Origin of the sequence: Kribbella solani, assembly GCF_014205295.1 — a bacterium.
Lineage (GTDB): Bacteria > Actinomycetota > Actinomycetes > Propionibacteriales > Kribbellaceae > Kribbella > Kribbella solani.
The window spans coordinates 2797055-2812596 of record NZ_JACHNF010000001.1 but is presented as its reverse complement, the minus strand read 5'-3'; the positions used below and the strand labels follow the sequence as shown (position 1 = coordinate 2812596).

Sequence of the window (15542 nt, the reverse complement as noted above, 5' to 3'; positions counted from 1 at the left end):
AGTGAAAGGTGCTGTCGCTTGAGCCGGCTTAGCTTCACCAACCTGCCCGTCGCCCCCGAGGTCGATCCGCATGCGCTGTCGGTTGGCATGGTGCACCTGGGGATCGGCGCCTTCCACCGCGCGCACCAGGCTGTAGTCACCGAACGCGCAGCAGTAGCAACCGGCGACACCCGCTGGGGTATCACCGGCGTCAGCCAGCGCTCCGCCACAGTACGCGACCAGCTCGCACCACAGGACGGCCTGTACTCCGTACTCGAGCGCGGACTCGGCGAACCGTCCATCCAGGTGATCGGCAGCATCCGTGACGTACTGACCGCACCTGACGACCCAGAAGCAGTCGTCGCCCGGATCGCGGACCCAGCGGTGTCGGTAATGACGCTGACCGTGACCGAGAAGGGCTACCGCGCGGCCGGCACCGGGCTCGACCTGAACGACCCGGAGATCCAGGCCGACCTGGCCGGCCGCCCGCCGCGTACGGTGGTCGGCCAGCTCGCCGCCGCGATCGCCCGGCGGCCCGAACCGTTGACAATCGTCTCCTGCGACAACTTGGTTGCCAACGGCCCGTTCCTGCGCAAGCTGGTGGGCGAGTACTTCGAGGCGCTTGGCAAAGTGCCGGAGGTGTTCGAGGCGACGCGCTTCCCGGCCAGCATGGTCGACCGGATCGTTCCAGCCACGACCGAGGCGGACCGCGCGGAGGCGGCGCGGCTGCTCGGCGTACGCGACGAGGCCGTCGTGGTCGCGGAACCCTTCCTGCAATGGGTGATCGAGGACGACTTCGCCGGCGACCGCCCCGCGTGGGAACGTGGCGGCGCGGTGCTGACCCGGGACGTGGCGCCGTGGGAGCAGGCGAAACTGCGGATGCTGAACGCCAGCCACTCGATGCTCGCCTACCTCGGCGCCCTGCGCGGGTACGAAACCATCGCCGAGGCAGTCCGCGACGAGGAACTAGCCCGGTTGGCACAGCAGTTGATGACCGACGACGTCGTACCAACATTGTCGCCGCCCGCCGGCCTGGACCTGGCCGCGTACGGCGAGACCGTGCTGGAGCGCTTCGCAAACCCAGCCCTCAAACACCGCACCCGCCAGGTCGCCATGGACGGCTCGGTCAAACTCCCCGTCCGCATGCTAGGCACCGTCCGCGACCGCCTGACCGCCGGCGCCGAACCCCGAACCATCACCCTCGCCGTCGCCGCCTGGATGGTCTACGTCCACCAAACCCCCAACCTGGACGACCCCCAGGCTCCCCGCCTGAAATCCGCAATCGCCAACCTCCCCACCACCAGCCCACCACCCGCCGCGTTGGTCGACGCCCTGCTCGCGGTCGACTCGGTCTTCACCCCGGACCTCCGCGACTCGACAGTCTTCCGGGACCTCCTCGTCGACCACGTGGCCGCCCTCACCACGCATCCATGACGCGCCGACCACGGCAGCCGAACCGCGGGAGCACGTGACGAACTCGGCTTTGAGAAGCCACCACGTACTTTCGGTCGCGATTTCTGCGTGGTGGCTTCTCAAAGCGCGGCGGCGGGCGCGGCGGTGGGCGCGGCGGTGGGCGCGGTGCGCGCGCGGTGGTGGGGTGGGGTTAGTTGGGGGTGGGGAGGATGGTGAGGATTCCGGTTGTGTTCAGGATGGCTCGGCCGGTGGTGAAGGTGCTGGTTTTGTCCTGGCCGGTGGTTTGCCATTGCTTGGCGGTGAACCACCGGCCGGTTTGCTGGAAGCGGTCCGTGGTCAGACTGTCCAGGATGTAGACGTTCTCGTTCAGCGTGACCGTGCCGTCGGGGATCGCCGCGCCGGAGTTCTGCACCATGCCGGTCGCGGTGGTTCCGCCGCGCATCGTCACCTGGTTGCCGGAGACAACGATGTTCCGGAGCAGATTGGTGCCCCACGGCCCGGAGCCACGGGTCCGGGACTGGATCGAGATCCCGTTCACGTTGTTCGCGACGACGTTGTCCCGGACCTGCACGTTCGACGACGTGTTCACGTTGATCCCGCCGCCGTCCCACAGTGACGTACCAGACCCGCGCCCGGTCCCGAACCCGTTGCCGCTGACCGTATTGTCGGCAATCACCCCGTTCCGGCCGATCTCGTACCGGATCCCGTCCGCGGCATTGTCAACAATCTGATTGTTGCTGAACGTCCGGCGATCGTCGTACGCGTCGCTCCACAACCCGACGCCGAGGTTGTCCGCAATCAGATTGCCGACAACCCAGCCACCGCTCGACCAGGTGGTCTTGATCCCGCCGGACTCCCAGTCGGCGATCCAGAACCCGTCGGTGTTGTTGTCGCTGACCTCGTTGGCGGCGATCGTTCCCTTCAACGTGCTGTACTGCCCGACGCCGAGCTGCCCGTTGTGATGGATGCGGTTCTTCTCCAGTACCGCGTTGTCCGCGTTCACCAGCATCGCGCCGACCGCGTGGTTCCAGCGGATGTCGTTCGCGTACACCCGCCAACCGAGCCCGAGCACGACCGCCCCGCCCTGCGGGGGAGTGGCGAAGTGCTCAACAGTCAGGCCGCGTACGGTCACGTTGTTCCCGCCGGGCTCGATCGCGGTCGGCGTACTCGACATCTCGATGTCGTGCCCGGCCGGGTCGTCGCCGAGATAGATCGCGTTCGCCGCGTAGTCCGCGTAAAAGGTGCCACGGGCAACCTTGTCGCGGCTGGCGACCCGGGTCAGATGCCGGCCGTCGCGGAACACCTGCTCGGCCAGGTAACAAATGTTTGCCTTGTTGTCCTCGCATTGCCCGGTCTGCGCGTACGCGGGCGGGAGGGCGCCGGTCGTCACCCAGGCGCCGCCGTTCGCGGCCCAGCGCTTCAGCCGGACCGATCCGGTCAGCACCGCGCCCTCGTCGCTGGCGAGTACCTGATCGGCTTTCGGCCGGAGTGTTTCGCCGATCCGGTGCAGCCCGGACGCGAAGCAGAACGTGGTGCCGGGCGGCGAGTCGGTGATCACTCGCGCGGCGTCATCGGACGGTTTGATCGTGACCCCGTCGCACGCCGGCGCCAGTGCCGGTCCGGTACGGAACGAACCGTCGGACGGTGGCGTGGTGGCGTCGGTGTCGCCGAACAGCAGGGCAGAGAGCAGATCATCGGGCGCCGGCGAACCGGTCGCGGGTAACGGGCCGACGGCAACCAGGCTGGTGCCGACTGCAACGACTGCCAGAAATCCTGTCTTCATAGCGGAGCCTCCGGTGGCACAGGTGAGCCCTGAGCGCACCCCCCATGGCGCGGCTTCGCTTCGCAGGTTACCCCTACGGCACGTAGTCATGGCAATACGTAGCGCACAATCATGTTGCGATGAGCAAGCGATCAACCACCCCCAGCCAACAACCACGGCCACCCAAATCACGCAGTCAGCTACGTCGCGCCGGGCGAACGGGCGGCCGGGTGGTGTTGGGGGAGGGAGGGTTCGCGGTGTTGGGGCGGGGGTTAGTTGGCGGCGAAGGTGCTGACTTGGTCGAGGCCGGCTTTGCGCCAGCCGGCGGGGGTCAGGCGGGCGCCGAAGCGGGAGAAGCGTTGGGTGGCCAGGTCGTCGAGTACGTACTTGTTGCCGGTGAACACGACCTCGCCGGCGGGCACGGTGGCGCCGGAGTTCTGCACCATGCCGGTGGCCTGACTGCCGCCGGTCATCTCGACGGTGTTGCCGCTCACCTGCACATCGCGCAACAGGTACGTGCCCCACGGCCCACTGCCACGCGTCCGGGACTGGATCGTGATGCCGTTGACGTTGCCGGCCACCCGGTTGCCCTTGATCGTCACGCCGGTGGAGGTGTTCACGTTGATCCCGCCGCCGTCCCACAGCGACGTACCAGACCCGCGTCCGGTCCCGAACCCGTTGCCGGTGACCGTATTGTCGACAATCACACCGTTCCGGCTGATCTCGTACCGGATGCCGTCCGCGGAATTGCCGACAATCTGATTGCCGATGATCGACCGGCCGTCGTCCGCGACGTCGGCCCACATCCCGATGCCCTTGTTCGCCTTGATCACGTTCCCGCTGACCGTGCCGGACGACCGGGTGGACTTGATCCCGCCGGACTCCCAGTCGGCGATCCAGAATCCGTCGGTGTTGTTGGAGCTGATCACGTTCCGGGTCACGGCCGCGGCGGCGGAGGAGTACTGACCGAGGCCGAGCTGCCCGTTGTGATGGATCAGGTTCCGATCCACTTTCGTGCTGTCCGCGTCCACCAGCATCACGCCGACGGCGTGGTTCCACCGGACGTCGTTCGCGGTCACCTTCCACCCCGGACCGGACACCAGCGCCCCGGCCTGCGGCGCGCTGGCGAAGTGCTCGATGGTCAGCCCGCGAACGACCACGCCCTTGGCGCCGGACTCGATCGCGGTCGCCGTCCGCGACATCTCCACGTCCCGCCCGGCCGGGTTGCTGCCGAGATAGATCGCGTCAGCCGCGTAGTCCGCGTAGAACGTCCCCGCCTTCACGGCGGCGAGTGACGCAACCCGGGTCAGATGTACGCCATCCACAAACAACTGCTCCCGCAGATAGCAAATGTTCGCCTTGTTGTCCTCACACTCGCCACTCTTGCCGTACGCGGCCGGCAACGCGCCACGCGTAACCCACCGCGACCCGGACGCGACCCAACCGGTCAACCGGACCGATCCGGTCAGCACCGCGCGCTGCGAGCTGGCAAGCACCTGGTTGGCCTTCGGCCGGATCGTGCTGCTGATCCGATGCGTACCGGCAGCGAAACAGAACGTCGTACCGGCCGGCTTCGAGTTGACGATCGACTGCGCGTTCTGACCGGGCTTGATCACCACGCCGCTGCACGGACCGGCAACCGCCGGACCGGCCTGATCCGAACTCACCGCCGGCTTGACCGGGACCTTCGGCTCAACAGGTTTCACCGGCTTGCCAGACGGCCGCGCGGACGGCTTCCCGGCCGTCGGCTTCGCGCTGGGATGCGTACTGGGATGCGCACCACGCCCGGGCTTCGACGGCTGCCCCGGACTGGCAGTGACCTTGGGCTGCCCCTTGCCGGCCGTGGCCCGGTGCGAGGGCAGCGTACGAGTGGCTGCCTCCTCCGCGTCCGGAGCCTTCGCTGTCGTGTTCGCCTTGTTCTCGTTGGCGATCACCGGTACGGCGACCGCGACAACGGCCAGCCCCGCGACAACGAGCGCGGCGGTCCACGACTTCCTCAATGCACTCTCCGGGGGAGTGGGCGATCACTTAAGGTAATGCCATGCGGGTCGCAATGCTGCACAACCGTTACCGGACCGGTCAACCCAGTGGCGAGAACACCGTTGTCGCGCAAACAGTTGATTTGTTGCGGAACGCGGGCCACCAGGTCGATCTGTACGCCCGGAACAGCGACGATATCGCCGAACTCGGCCGAAAAGATCGCGCGCTGTTACCGTTTCGCTCCGTATGGTCATTTTCGGCCGAACGCGATTTAACACAGCTATTGCAGGAGCAACGCCCCGACGTCGTCCACGTACACAACACGTTCCCGCTGTTCAGCGCCTCGGTGCTGCGCGCGGCGAGCAAACTCGGCCTGCCCGTCGTCGCGACCCTGCACAACTTCCGGCTGATCTGCGCGAACGCGGTCCTGCAGCGGGACGGCCGGCCGTGTGAGTCCTGCGTCGGCCGGCTGCCGCTGCCCGCGATCAAGCACGGTTGCTACCGCGAGTCCCGGGTGCAGACGTTGCCGCTGGCGACGAGCATCGGCGTACACAACACCTTGCACACCTGGCGGCGCTACGTCGACACGTTCGTCGTACCGTCAGCATTTGTCCGGGATCGGTACGTCGCGGCCGGGTTCGATCCGGAGCGGTTCGTGGTCAAACCACATGCCGTACCGCACCCCGTACCGAACCCTGGACAGAACGAGAGCCCGGTCCGTGACGGTGCCGGGGAGAGCGTCGTGTTCCTCGGGCGGTTGAGCGAGGACAAGGGATTCGCGGATCTGTTGCAGGCGTGGGACGCCGAGCTCGGCACGCTGGTCGTCGTCGGCGACGGACCGCTGCGCGGCGCGGCCGAGGAACGGGCCGGTCGCGACCCGTCGATCCGGGTGCTCGGGCAACTACCGTGGGCGGACGGGATGGATGTCCTCCGGTCCGCGCGCGCCGTCGTCGTCCCGGCGCGTTCGTATGAGAGCTTCGGACTCGTGGTGGTGGAGGCCTTCGCGTACGGCATCCCGGTGGTCGCGTCCCGGCTCGGCGCGCTCGAGGAACTGGTCGACGACGGCGAAACCGGTGTACTTACCGCGCCCGGCGACCCCGAGGCGCTGCGAAAGGCGATCGGGTTGGTGGCTGATCCCGGGACTTCGGTAGCCTTCGGCGAACGAGCCCGACAGGCGTACCTGGACCGCTTCACACCGGAGCGTGACCTCGCCGCCACGGAGAGGATCTACACCGATGCGATCGCCCGGCACGCCGACCGCGGCCGGCGCCGTACGGAACGCTGAGTGGGTCGTGCCAGACAGGTATAAACCAGATAGAGTCGCGCAACGGGACGCAGGGGGCGGCGTCGCGCCGGAAGAGGTGCGGGAATTCGTGTTGGGGGATGCAAACGTGGTCAGCGTGCCGCGAACCGGATGTGTGGTGGGGGTTTTCGACCTGTTCCACGTCGGCCACATCGACGTGCTCGAACGGGCCCGCCGGCATTGCGACCGGCTGGTGGTGGCGGTGCTGTCGGACGAGTGGGCGCTGGACGCCTGGGGCGCGCGCCCGTTCGTACCGTTGCCCGAGCGGGCCCGGATCGTCGAGCACCTGCGCTGCGTGGACGAGGTGATTTCCGTCGACGAGCTGATCCCCGCGAGCGAGACGATCGTCACAAGCGAGACGATCGCCCCGAGCGAGATGGCTGCCCTGAGCGAGATGGCGGCGAGCGAGATGGTTGCCGTCGGCGACGTACGCCCGCCGTGGCTGACCGGTGTACAGACGGTGTTCGCGGCCAGCGCGATGGACGGTGTACTGAGCGCGGCCGAGCTCGACCGGATTCCGCCCGCGCTGCTCACGATCCTGCCGGCCGGCCGTACCTCCCGCAGCCCGATCCTCCGCGCCGCGATCGACCAGCGCCAATCCCGAAGCTCGGTCGCATGAGTTCACTCCGCGCCACGGTCGCGCAGCTGTCGCAGGCGCAGAAGCCGTCGGCCGGTACCCCCGCCTACTCCCGGTTCGTGAATCGCCGGATCGGCCGGGTGTTCGCCGCGGCGGCGTTCCACGCGGGCCGGACACCGAACCAGGTGAGCTTGGCGAGTGGGTTCTGCTCGCTGGCCGGCATCGTGCTGGTCGCGACCGTCCGGCCGTCGTTCGGACTGGCGCTCGGCGTCACGGCCTTGCTGGTGCTCGGCTACGGCCTGGACTCCGCGGACGGGCAGCTGGCCCGGCTGCGCGGTGGCGGTTCGCCGCTCGGTGAGTGGCTCGATCACATGATCGACGCGGTGAAGATCGTGCTGCTGCACAGCGCCGTGCTGATCTCGTTCTACCGGTTCGATGCCTTCGACAACGATTCGCTGCTGCTCGTACCGTTGGCGTACGTCTGTATGTCATCCGTGCTGTTCTTCGGCCTGATCCTGATCGACCAGCTGCGCCGGCGCCACGGTGACGCCGGAAAGCCCAACGTACGTGGCGATTCGGTGCTCAAATCGTTGCTCATCGCACCGACCGACTACGGCGTACTGTGCCTGGTCTTCCTTGCCTTCGGCAACCCGTCGGTGTTCGTCGCGCTGTACGGCGCGCTGCTCGCCCTGAACCTGCTCTTCCTGATCGCCGCGATCGCCAAGTGGTACCGCGAGATGGCACTGCTCGGGGCGCGGGCCTGATGGCCGTGATCGGGTACGCCCCGGGGGTGTACGACATGTTCCACATCGGCCACCTGAACATCCTGCGCCGGGCCCGCGAGCACTGCGATCACCTGATCGCGGGCGTGGTCGAGGACGAGGTGGTGGCCCGGATCAAGGGCCGCCCGCCGGTCGTACCGCTCGACGAACGGATGGACGTCATTCGAGCGCTCGACCTGGTCGACGAGGTGGTCCGGGACTGGTCGAGCGACAAGTTCGAGATGTGGAAACAGGTGCGGTACGACGTTCTCTTCAAAGGCGACGACTGGAAGGGAACGGAGAAGGGGATCAGACTGGAGAGGCTGCTGGGTGAGGTCGGCGCACAGGTGCACTACTTCCCGTACACCGCCTCCACCTCGAGCACCGATCTGCGCAGGCTTCTGGAGGGGATGAGCTGATGCCTGGCCGGCCGAAGGTACTGCTCAGCGCCTACGCCTGCCGGCCGCAGGGCGGGTCCGAGCCCGGCGCCGGCTGGGCCTGGGCGAAGGCCGCGGCCCGGGACCACGACGTCTGGCTGCTCACCCGCGGCAAGTTCGCGCACGAAATCACCGAGGAGCTGGCGCAGCGACCGGTGCCGGGGCTGACCGTCGTGCCGCTGGAGATGCCGCGCTGGGTGCTGCGCCTGCGCCGCCGTCCCGCCGACGTGTACTGGTACTACCCGCTCTGGCAAGGGCTCGCGCGGCGTACGGCGGCGCGCTTGCATGCCGAGCACGTGTTCGACGTGATCCACCATCTGACGTTCGCGGTGGACTGGATGGGCGCGGGCGTCATCGAGGCTTCGTCGGCGAAGGTGATCTGGGGCCCGGTCGGCGGATCCACGACCGCGCCACTGTCGATGGCACATTGGCTCGGGCCGCGCGGGATGACCGGAGAGCTGGTGCGCCGCGCGTACACCGGGCTGCGGCGCCGGCTGACCGGCCGGAAGATGGCCCAGACCGCCGACCTGATGGTTGCCCAGAACAACGATGTGGCCGACGCGTTCCGGCCGTACGCGCGTGAGATCGTGGTCGAGCCGAATGTCGCGATCCGCCGGTTCACCGCCTCCGGGCCGTACGAGCCGTTCGGCGATCACGGCGTGAAGACGGCGTTGTTCGTCGGCCGGCTGATCCCGTGGAAGGGCGTGCTGCTGGCGATCAGCGCGCTCGCCCGGCCGGAGGCGGCCAACTGGGAGCTGCGCGTCATCGGCGACGGGCCGGACTGGGGTCGCGCCGAAAGTCTCGCCTGGCAGCTCGGTGTTCGGGACCGCGTCGAGTTCATGGGCGCGCTGCCGCGTGAGGACGTGCTGGCGGCGATGTTCCGCGCGGACGCGCTGCTGGCGCCCGCGCTGCGCGAAGCCGCGGGCTGGGCAGTCACCGAGGCGCTCGCGTCCGGGTGCCCTGTGGTCTGCGTCGACCGCGGCGGTCCGGCCGTCATCGTCGGCCCCGACGAAGGCGTCACCGTGCCCTGGCGAGGCGACGTCGTCGGCGAGCTCGCCAAGGGCCTCGGCTCGCTCCGCGGCCGCATCACGCCCGTCGACCGTTGGGGCCCCGACCGGCTGCCGGACCTGCTCTCCGAGTGGTACACCTCGGCACGCGTGACCGCCGACTGACGGGGTACTTGCAGGAGCCAGTCCGTTCAGGTGAAAGGCCGTGCCATGTCCGCGAATCTCGCTGCCACCGTCATCGGTACGCCCGACCCGCCCCAACTCGCCGACTTCTACCGCGAGCTGCTGGGCTGGGTCGAGGTCAGCCGCGATCCGACCTGGGTCCGGCTGCGCCACCCCGAGCGGGAGCGACCGAGCCTGAGCTTCCAGCTGGAAACCGACCACGAGCCGCCGGTCTGGCCGCAGCGCGCGGACGCCCAGCAGATGCAGGCGCACCTCGACATCGAGGTGGACGACCTCGACGCTGAAACCCAGCGTGCCGTCGGTTTGGGCGCGTCGGTCGAGTCACACCAGCCGCAGCCGGGCGGAGTTCGCGTCATGCGCGACCCGCACGGCCACCTGTTCTGCCTGTTCCTTCCAGGTAATTGACTGCTAGTCGCGGGCCGTCTTGCCGGGAAGGGCGAGCATCCGGTCCAGGGCGACCTTGGCGTACTTCTCCGTGTCCGCGTCGACCTTGATCGGGTTGACGACGTGACCGGCGACCAGGTTCTCCAGCGCCCAGACGAAGTGCGGGAGGTCGATGCGGTTCATCGTCGCGCAGTAGCAGACCGTCTTGTCCAGGAAGACGATGTTCTTGTCGGTGTGCTGCTTCGCCAGTCGCTGCACCAGGTTCAGCTCGGTGCCGACCGCCCACGACGTACCCGGCTCGGCCGTCTCCAGCGTCTTGATGATGTACTCCGTCGAGCCGACCAGATCGGCCTTCGTGACGACCTCGTGGCGGCATTCCGGGTGCACGATCACGTTCACGCCTGGTACCCGGGCGCGGACGTCGTCGACCGACTCCGCGGTGAAACGGCCGTGTACGGAGCAGTGCCCGCGCCACAGGATCATCTTCGCGGCCGCCAGCTGTTCACGGGTCAGTCCGCCGCCCGGCTTGTGCGGGTCGTACACGACGCAATCGTCGAGCGACAGGCCGAGCTGCAGCACGGCGGTGTTGCGGCCCAGGTGCTGGTCGGGCAGGAACAGCACCTTCTCGCCCTGCTCGAACGCCCAGTCGAGCGCGGTCTCCGCGTTGCTCGACGTACACACCACTCCGCCGTTGCGGCCGCAGAACGCCTTGATGTCGGCGCTCGAGTTCATGTACGTGACCGGGACCGTCACGTCCGCGACGCCCGCGTCGGCCAGCGCGTCCCAGGCCGCCTCGACCTGCTGAATCCGGGCCATGTCCGCCATCGAGCAGCCGGCCGCGAGATCCGGCAGAATGACCGTCTGCGAATCGTTGGTGAGGATGTCCGCGGACTCCGCCATGAAGTGCACGCCGCAGAACACGATGTACGGCGCGTCCGGCCGGTTCGCCGCGTCCCGGGCCAGCTTGAACGAGTCACCGGTGACGTCCGCGAACTGGATCACCTCGTCCCGCTGGTAGTGGTGCCCGAGCACGAACACCTGGTCGCCCAGTGCTGCCTTCGCCTTCAGCGCCCGCTCCACCAGATCCGGGTCGGAGGCCGGCGGAAGCGCGCCCGGGCACTCGACCCCACGCTCGGAATGCGGGTCGGTGTTCTGCCCCAGGAACAACAACGGAAGGGACTTCGAGCCGTCTGCGATCGTCGTCACGTCAATATCGTCCCACGCCACCACGTCCCCACCACGTGGTACACGTCACTGCCCAAACTATGAAATAAGTACCCTGCCGTTGTGACCACCCCTGGCAGTCCCACCAGCCCCGAACCACCGCCGAACTCCGGCTCTGAGCCGAGTACGGGGTCCACGCCGGATTCCGCTTCCTCCGCGGCGGGATTTGGATTTGCGGCTGCGGGTTTGGTGCTGGCGGCGGGTGCGGGGCGTCGGTTCGGTTCGCCGAAGGCGCTTGTACCGGACGCCGCCGGTATCCCGTGGGTCGTCCGTGCAGCCCGCTTGCTCATCGCGTCGGGCTGTTCGCCGGTTGTCGTCGTCATCGGCGCCGCCGCGGATGACGTCCGCGGCAAACTCACCTCCGAGCCAGTACACATCGCCGAAGCAAAAGACTGGTCCGAAGGCATGGGCGCCTCCCTCCGCGCCGGCCTGACCGCGCTCGAATCCCTGGCCGCCCTCCAAACCGACCTCGATAACGACGCAACTTCCGCGCCGATTGATTCCGTACTCGTGGTACCGGTCGACGTCCCAGGCCTGACCGAGAACGCCGTACGCCGGGTCGCCGCCCACTCCGCCCCAACCGCCCTGGCCCGAGCAACGTACGAAGGCGCACCCGGACATCCCGTCCTGATCGGCCGCGAACACTGGGCCGGCGTCCTCGCCACCGCACGAGGCGACGAGGGCGCCCGCCCGTACCTGCGCAGCCACCAACCCGTACGCATCGAATGCGCCGACCTGGCCGACGGCGCCGACGTGGACACCCCCGACTCCCTCCCACCCGGCCACGGCTGACCCACTTCCACCCAGGTACAGGAAGGCTTGGGTGGGTGAGGGTTGGCAATGGGCGGGTGGCGGGTGATGCTGGGTGGGTGGCTGCCGTTGGGTCGGCGGGGGAGTTGGGCGAGCGTTTGCGGGCGACCGGATATCTCGCCGGCGACGGCCTGGCCACGGTCGGGTACCTCGCATTGGCGTTGAAACGGCCGCTGCTGCTTGAAGGAGAGCCAGGAACCGGGAAGACCTCGCTGGCGGCGGCGATCGCCGAGGCGCTCGGGCTGGAGCTGATCCGGTTGCAGTGTTACGAGGGTATCGACGCGTCCCAGGCGCTGTACGACTGGGATTTCCCGCGCCAGATCCTGCACCTGCGGACGGTCGAGGCGACGAGTTCGGACGCGGCCGTGGAAGAGGTCGAGAAGAGCCTGTTCGACGAGCGATTCCTGTTGTCGCGTCCGGTGCTGCGGGCGTTGCGGGAGAGTCCGGCGGTCCTGCTCGTCGACGAGATCGACCGGGCCGACGACGAGTTCGAGGCGTTCCTGCTGGAGGTGCTGTCGACGTACGAGGTGACGATTCCGGAGCTCGGGACGGTCACCGCGGAGGTACCGCCGATCGTCGTGCTCACCTCGAACCGGACCCGCGAGGTCCACGACGCTCTGAAGCGCCGCTGCCTGTATCACTGGATCGACCATCCGGGCCTGGCCCGCGAGATCGAGATCGTCCGCACCCGGCTGCCAGAGGTGTCCACCCGGCTCGCGGAGCAGGTCGCGCGGTCGGTGCAGCGGATCCGCGAGCTCGACCTGCTGAAACCGCCCGGGGTCGCCGAGACGCTCGACTGGGCCCGCGCTTTGGACGCCCTCGGCACCGGCGTACTGGACGTGGAAACGGCGGCGGCCACGCTCGGAGCGGTCCTCAAATACCGCGAGGACACCGACCGGGTCCGCGAATCCCTCGACCGTTTGCTCGCGAGCTGAGCCACGATGCCGGCACCAGATCTTGCCTCGACCGGGTTCGGAGCGGCGCCAGGTCATGCCTCGACCGGGTTCGGGGCGGCGCCAGATCTTGCTTTGGCTGGGTTCGGAGCGGCGCTCAGACAGGCTGGTCTGGCGGTGACGGCCGACCGGGTGCACCTCTTTCTCCGTGCCGTCGCCGCGCTCGACCCCGGGCGCACCGCGGACGTGTACTGGGCCGGTCGCGCCGCCTTGTGCAGCGGCCCCGACGACACCGCCCGGTACGACGAGGTGTTCGCGGCCTGGTTCGCCGGAGAGCGCCCGCGCGGCGCGGTCCCTCGTACACCTCGGTCCTTCGTCCAGGCACCTCTCGCCGACGACGACACCGCCGGCGGCGCGGAGGCCGATCGGACGCTCACCGTCTCTGCCAGTACGACCGAGGTGCTGCGTCACCGCGATATCGCAGGATTGTCAACAAAAGACCGTGCCGAGCTCGCCCGCATGTTCGGCACCTTGCACCCGCGGCTCCCGGTCCGGCGGGCGCACCGCCGCCGCCCGTCGCATCGCGGCGAGATCGACCCGCGGCGTACGCTGCGCGCCCAGCTCCGGCAGGTCGGCGAACCGGCCCGGGTCCAGTACCGCCGCCGTGGCGTTCGGCCGCGGCGGGTCGTGTTCCTGATCGACGTCTCCGGTTCGATGCGTCCATATGCAGACAATCTGCTGCGGCTCGCCCACACGCTCGTCCAACGCGCGCCTCGAACCGTCGAAGTGTTCACAATCGGCACCCGGCTCACCCGCGTGACCCCGGCATTGCGCCGGCGCGACGCCGAGTTCGCGCTGCGATCCGCGGGCGACGTCGTACCCGACTGGTCGGGCGGCACCCGGCTCGGCGAGGTGCTGAAGGTCTTCCTGGATCGTTGGGGTCAGCGGGGTACGGCCCGGCGCGCGGTCGTGGTCGTGTGCAGCGACGGCTGGGAACGCGGTGACGCCGCGCTGCTCGGCGCGCAGATGGCACGGCTGGCCGCGCTCGCGTACCGGGTGATCTGGCTCAACCCACACCGCGGCAAGCCGGGGTACGCGCCCGTGCAGTCCGGCATCGTCGCCGTGCTGCCGTACCTGGACGACCTCGTCGCCGGGCACAGCCTGGCCGGTTTCACCGAGTTACTGGAGGCGGTAGCCGATGCTTGACGTACTGAGTCGGTTGCCGACGTGGTGGAGGCAGGCGAAGTTGCCAGGGTGGTGGCCGATGTGTGACGGGGTGGGTCGGTTGCTGATGTGGTGGAGGCAGGCGGAATTGCTGGTGGTGGTGGGCGATGCGTGATGTGCTGGATCGGTTGCTGACGTGGTGGAAGGCAGGCGAATCGGTTGCCGTCGGCACTGTTGTCGCGACGTTCGAGTCGGCGCCGCGGCCGCCGGGCGCGGTGATGCTGGTCGGGCCGGGCGCCGAGGCGGTCGGCAGTGTGTCCGGCGGTTGCGTGGAGGGCGCGGTATACCAGCTCGGCGAGGAGATCCTCGCGTCCGGCAAGCCGGTCCTGCAGCGGTACGGCGTGAGCGACGAGTCGGCGTTCGCGGTCGGGCTGACCTGCGGCGGGATCATCGACGTGTTCGTCGAACGCGTCGACCGGACGTCGTTCCCGGAACTGGCCGAGGTCGCGGCCGACATCGCCGAAGGCCGCCCAGTCGCCGTCGCGACGGTGGTCGCCCACCCCGACCCGACCCGACTCGGCCGCCGACTGATCATCCACCCGGACAACGCCGCCGGAACCCCGAACTCGGAGCGCCCGCACAGCACCGGTGGAACCCCGAGCTCGGAAGAGCCGGGCGCGGTCGGTGGAACCGTGGGTTCGGAGGGGTCGGGCGGTGCCGGTGGAGGCCTGGGTTCGGAGCGGGGGCGCGGTTTCGGTGGAAGCCTGGGTTCGGAGGGGTCGGGCGGTGTTGGTGGGAGCCTGGGATCGGAGCGGGCGGACGACGCTGTGCTTGACGACGCTCGGGGGCTGCTGGCGAACGGGCGGACGGAGACGCTGGAGTACGGACCGGACGGGCAGCGGCGTGGCGAAGGCATGCGCGTTTTCGTGTCCTCGTACGCTCCCGTGCCGCGGTTGCTGGTCTTCGGGGCGATCGACTTCGCAGCTGCAGTTGCCCGGATCGGCTCGTTCCTGGGTTATCGGGTGACGGTGTGCGACGCCCGCGCGGTGTTCGCGACCGCGTCCCGGTTCCCGTCGGCCGACGAGGTGATCGTGGACTGGCCGCACCGGTACCTGTCCGGTGAGGCGGCGGCCGGACGGATCGACGACCGGACGGTGATCTGCCTGCTCACCCACGACCCGAAGTTCGACGTACCGCTGCTCGAGGTCGCGCTCCGGCTCCCGCCGCTCGCGTACATCGGTGCGATGGGTTCGCGGCGTACGCACGACGACCGGCTGAAGCGGCTCCGCGAGGCCGGACTGACCGAGACCGAACTGGCCCGGCTGTCCAGTCCGATCGGCCTGGACCTCGGCGCCCGCACCCCCGAGGAGACAGCGGTCAGCATCGCCGCCGAATTCATCGCCCAACGCTGGGGCGGCGCCGGCCAACCCCTATCAACCGCAGCCGGCCCAATCCACCATCAACCAACCCACGACTAACCGGTCAACGGCTGACCGCTCAACCACTAATCGCTCCACGACTAACCGGTCAACGGCTGACCGCTCCACGACTAACCGGTCCACGACTGAGCAACCACGGCTGAGCAACCACGGCTGTCGGGTCCGCCGCTGACCCTTCCACGACTATCCGATCCACGGCTGACGGGTCGACCGCGGACCGGTACAC

The 15542-nt window shown here is 68.7% G+C and carries 14 protein-coding genes; 11 read left to right on the top strand and 3 right to left on the bottom strand.

Annotated elements, in window-relative coordinates; all coding sequences use genetic code 11:
• Positions 1 to 18: 18 nt before the first annotated feature.
• Complete coding sequence (locus tag HDA44_RS12595) at positions 19 to 1413, top strand: mannitol dehydrogenase family protein (RefSeq protein ID WP_238352433.1); 1395 nt, start codon at positions 19 to 21, stop codon at positions 1411 to 1413.
• Between the two features lie 169 nt (positions 1414 to 1582).
• Here the strand turns inward: HDA44_RS12595 and HDA44_RS12590 are convergent, their stop codons facing one another.
• Complete coding sequence (locus HDA44_RS12590; protein WP_238352432.1) at positions 1583 to 3175, bottom strand: right-handed parallel beta-helix repeat-containing protein; 1593 nt, start codon at positions 3173 to 3175, stop codon at positions 1583 to 1585.
• A 251-nt stretch (positions 3176 to 3426) separates the two neighbouring features.
• On the bottom strand, positions 3427 to 5154 hold the full coding sequence (locus HDA44_RS12585) for a right-handed parallel beta-helix repeat-containing protein (protein WP_238352431.1): 1728 nt from the start codon (positions 5152 to 5154) through the stop codon (positions 3427 to 3429).
• A gap of 41 nt (positions 5155 to 5195) precedes the next feature.
• Here HDA44_RS12585 and HDA44_RS12580 point away from each other — a divergent pair, with 41 nt between their 5' ends.
• From HDA44_RS12580 to HDA44_RS12555, 6 genes are all read left to right on the top strand, one after another.
• Positions 5196 to 6419, top strand: a complete 1224-nt coding sequence (locus tag HDA44_RS12580) for a glycosyltransferase family 4 protein (protein WP_184834011.1) — start codon at positions 5196 to 5198, stop codon at positions 6417 to 6419.
• An 88-nt stretch (positions 6420 to 6507) separates the two neighbouring features.
• Positions 6508 to 7056: an adenylyltransferase/cytidyltransferase family protein gene (locus tag HDA44_RS12575; protein WP_337905910.1), complete on the top strand. Its 549-nt coding sequence runs from the start codon at positions 6508 to 6510 to the stop codon at positions 7054 to 7056.
• Complete coding sequence (locus HDA44_RS12570) at positions 7053 to 7778, top strand: CDP-alcohol phosphatidyltransferase family protein (RefSeq protein ID WP_184834009.1); 726 nt, start codon at positions 7053 to 7055, stop codon at positions 7776 to 7778. Before HDA44_RS12575 ends, HDA44_RS12570 begins: the two co-directional genes overlap by 4 nt.
• Positions 7778 to 8194 (top strand): FAD synthase family protein, encoded by a 417-nt coding sequence (locus HDA44_RS12565; protein WP_184834007.1) that lies wholly within the window; start codon positions 7778 to 7780, stop codon positions 8192 to 8194. Before HDA44_RS12570 ends, HDA44_RS12565 begins: the two co-directional genes overlap by 1 nt.
• Positions 8194 to 9384 (top strand): glycosyltransferase family 4 protein, encoded by a 1191-nt coding sequence (locus HDA44_RS12560; protein ID WP_184834005.1) that lies wholly within the window; start codon positions 8194 to 8196, stop codon positions 9382 to 9384. The genes HDA44_RS12565 and HDA44_RS12560 overlap by 1 nt, the downstream gene beginning before the upstream one ends.
• A gap of 45 nt (positions 9385 to 9429) precedes the next feature.
• Positions 9430 to 9807 (top strand): VOC family protein, encoded by a 378-nt coding sequence (locus tag HDA44_RS12555; RefSeq protein ID WP_184834003.1) that lies wholly within the window; start codon positions 9430 to 9432, stop codon positions 9805 to 9807.
• Between the two features lie 3 nt (positions 9808 to 9810).
• On the opposite strand, the gene nadA is transcribed toward HDA44_RS12555, so the two are convergent.
• On the bottom strand, positions 9811 to 10992 hold the full coding sequence (nadA, locus tag HDA44_RS12550) for a quinolinate synthase NadA (RefSeq protein ID WP_184834001.1): 1182 nt from the start codon (positions 10990 to 10992) through the stop codon (positions 9811 to 9813).
• An 81-nt stretch (positions 10993 to 11073) separates the two neighbouring features.
• On the opposite strand from nadA, the gene HDA44_RS12545 reads away from it, so the two are divergent.
• The 4 genes from HDA44_RS12545 (at position 11074) to HDA44_RS37170 (ending at position 15355) form a co-directional block, all read left to right on the top strand.
• Positions 11074 to 11802, top strand: a complete 729-nt coding sequence (locus HDA44_RS12545; RefSeq protein ID WP_420488502.1) for a nucleotidyltransferase family protein — start codon at positions 11074 to 11076, stop codon at positions 11800 to 11802.
• Between the two features lie 77 nt (positions 11803 to 11879).
• On the top strand, positions 11880 to 12755 hold the full coding sequence (locus HDA44_RS12540) for an AAA family ATPase (RefSeq protein ID WP_337905908.1): 876 nt from the start codon (positions 11880 to 11882) through the stop codon (positions 12753 to 12755).
• Between the two features lie 6 nt (positions 12756 to 12761).
• Positions 12762 to 13919: a vWA domain-containing protein gene (locus tag HDA44_RS12535; protein WP_184833997.1), complete on the top strand. Its 1158-nt coding sequence runs from the start codon at positions 12762 to 12764 to the stop codon at positions 13917 to 13919.
• Between the two features lie 125 nt (positions 13920 to 14044).
• Positions 14045 to 15355 (top strand): XdhC family protein, encoded by a 1311-nt coding sequence (locus HDA44_RS37170; RefSeq protein ID WP_184833995.1) that lies wholly within the window; start codon positions 14045 to 14047, stop codon positions 15353 to 15355.
• The last annotated feature ends 187 nt before the right edge of the window (positions 15356 to 15542 follow it).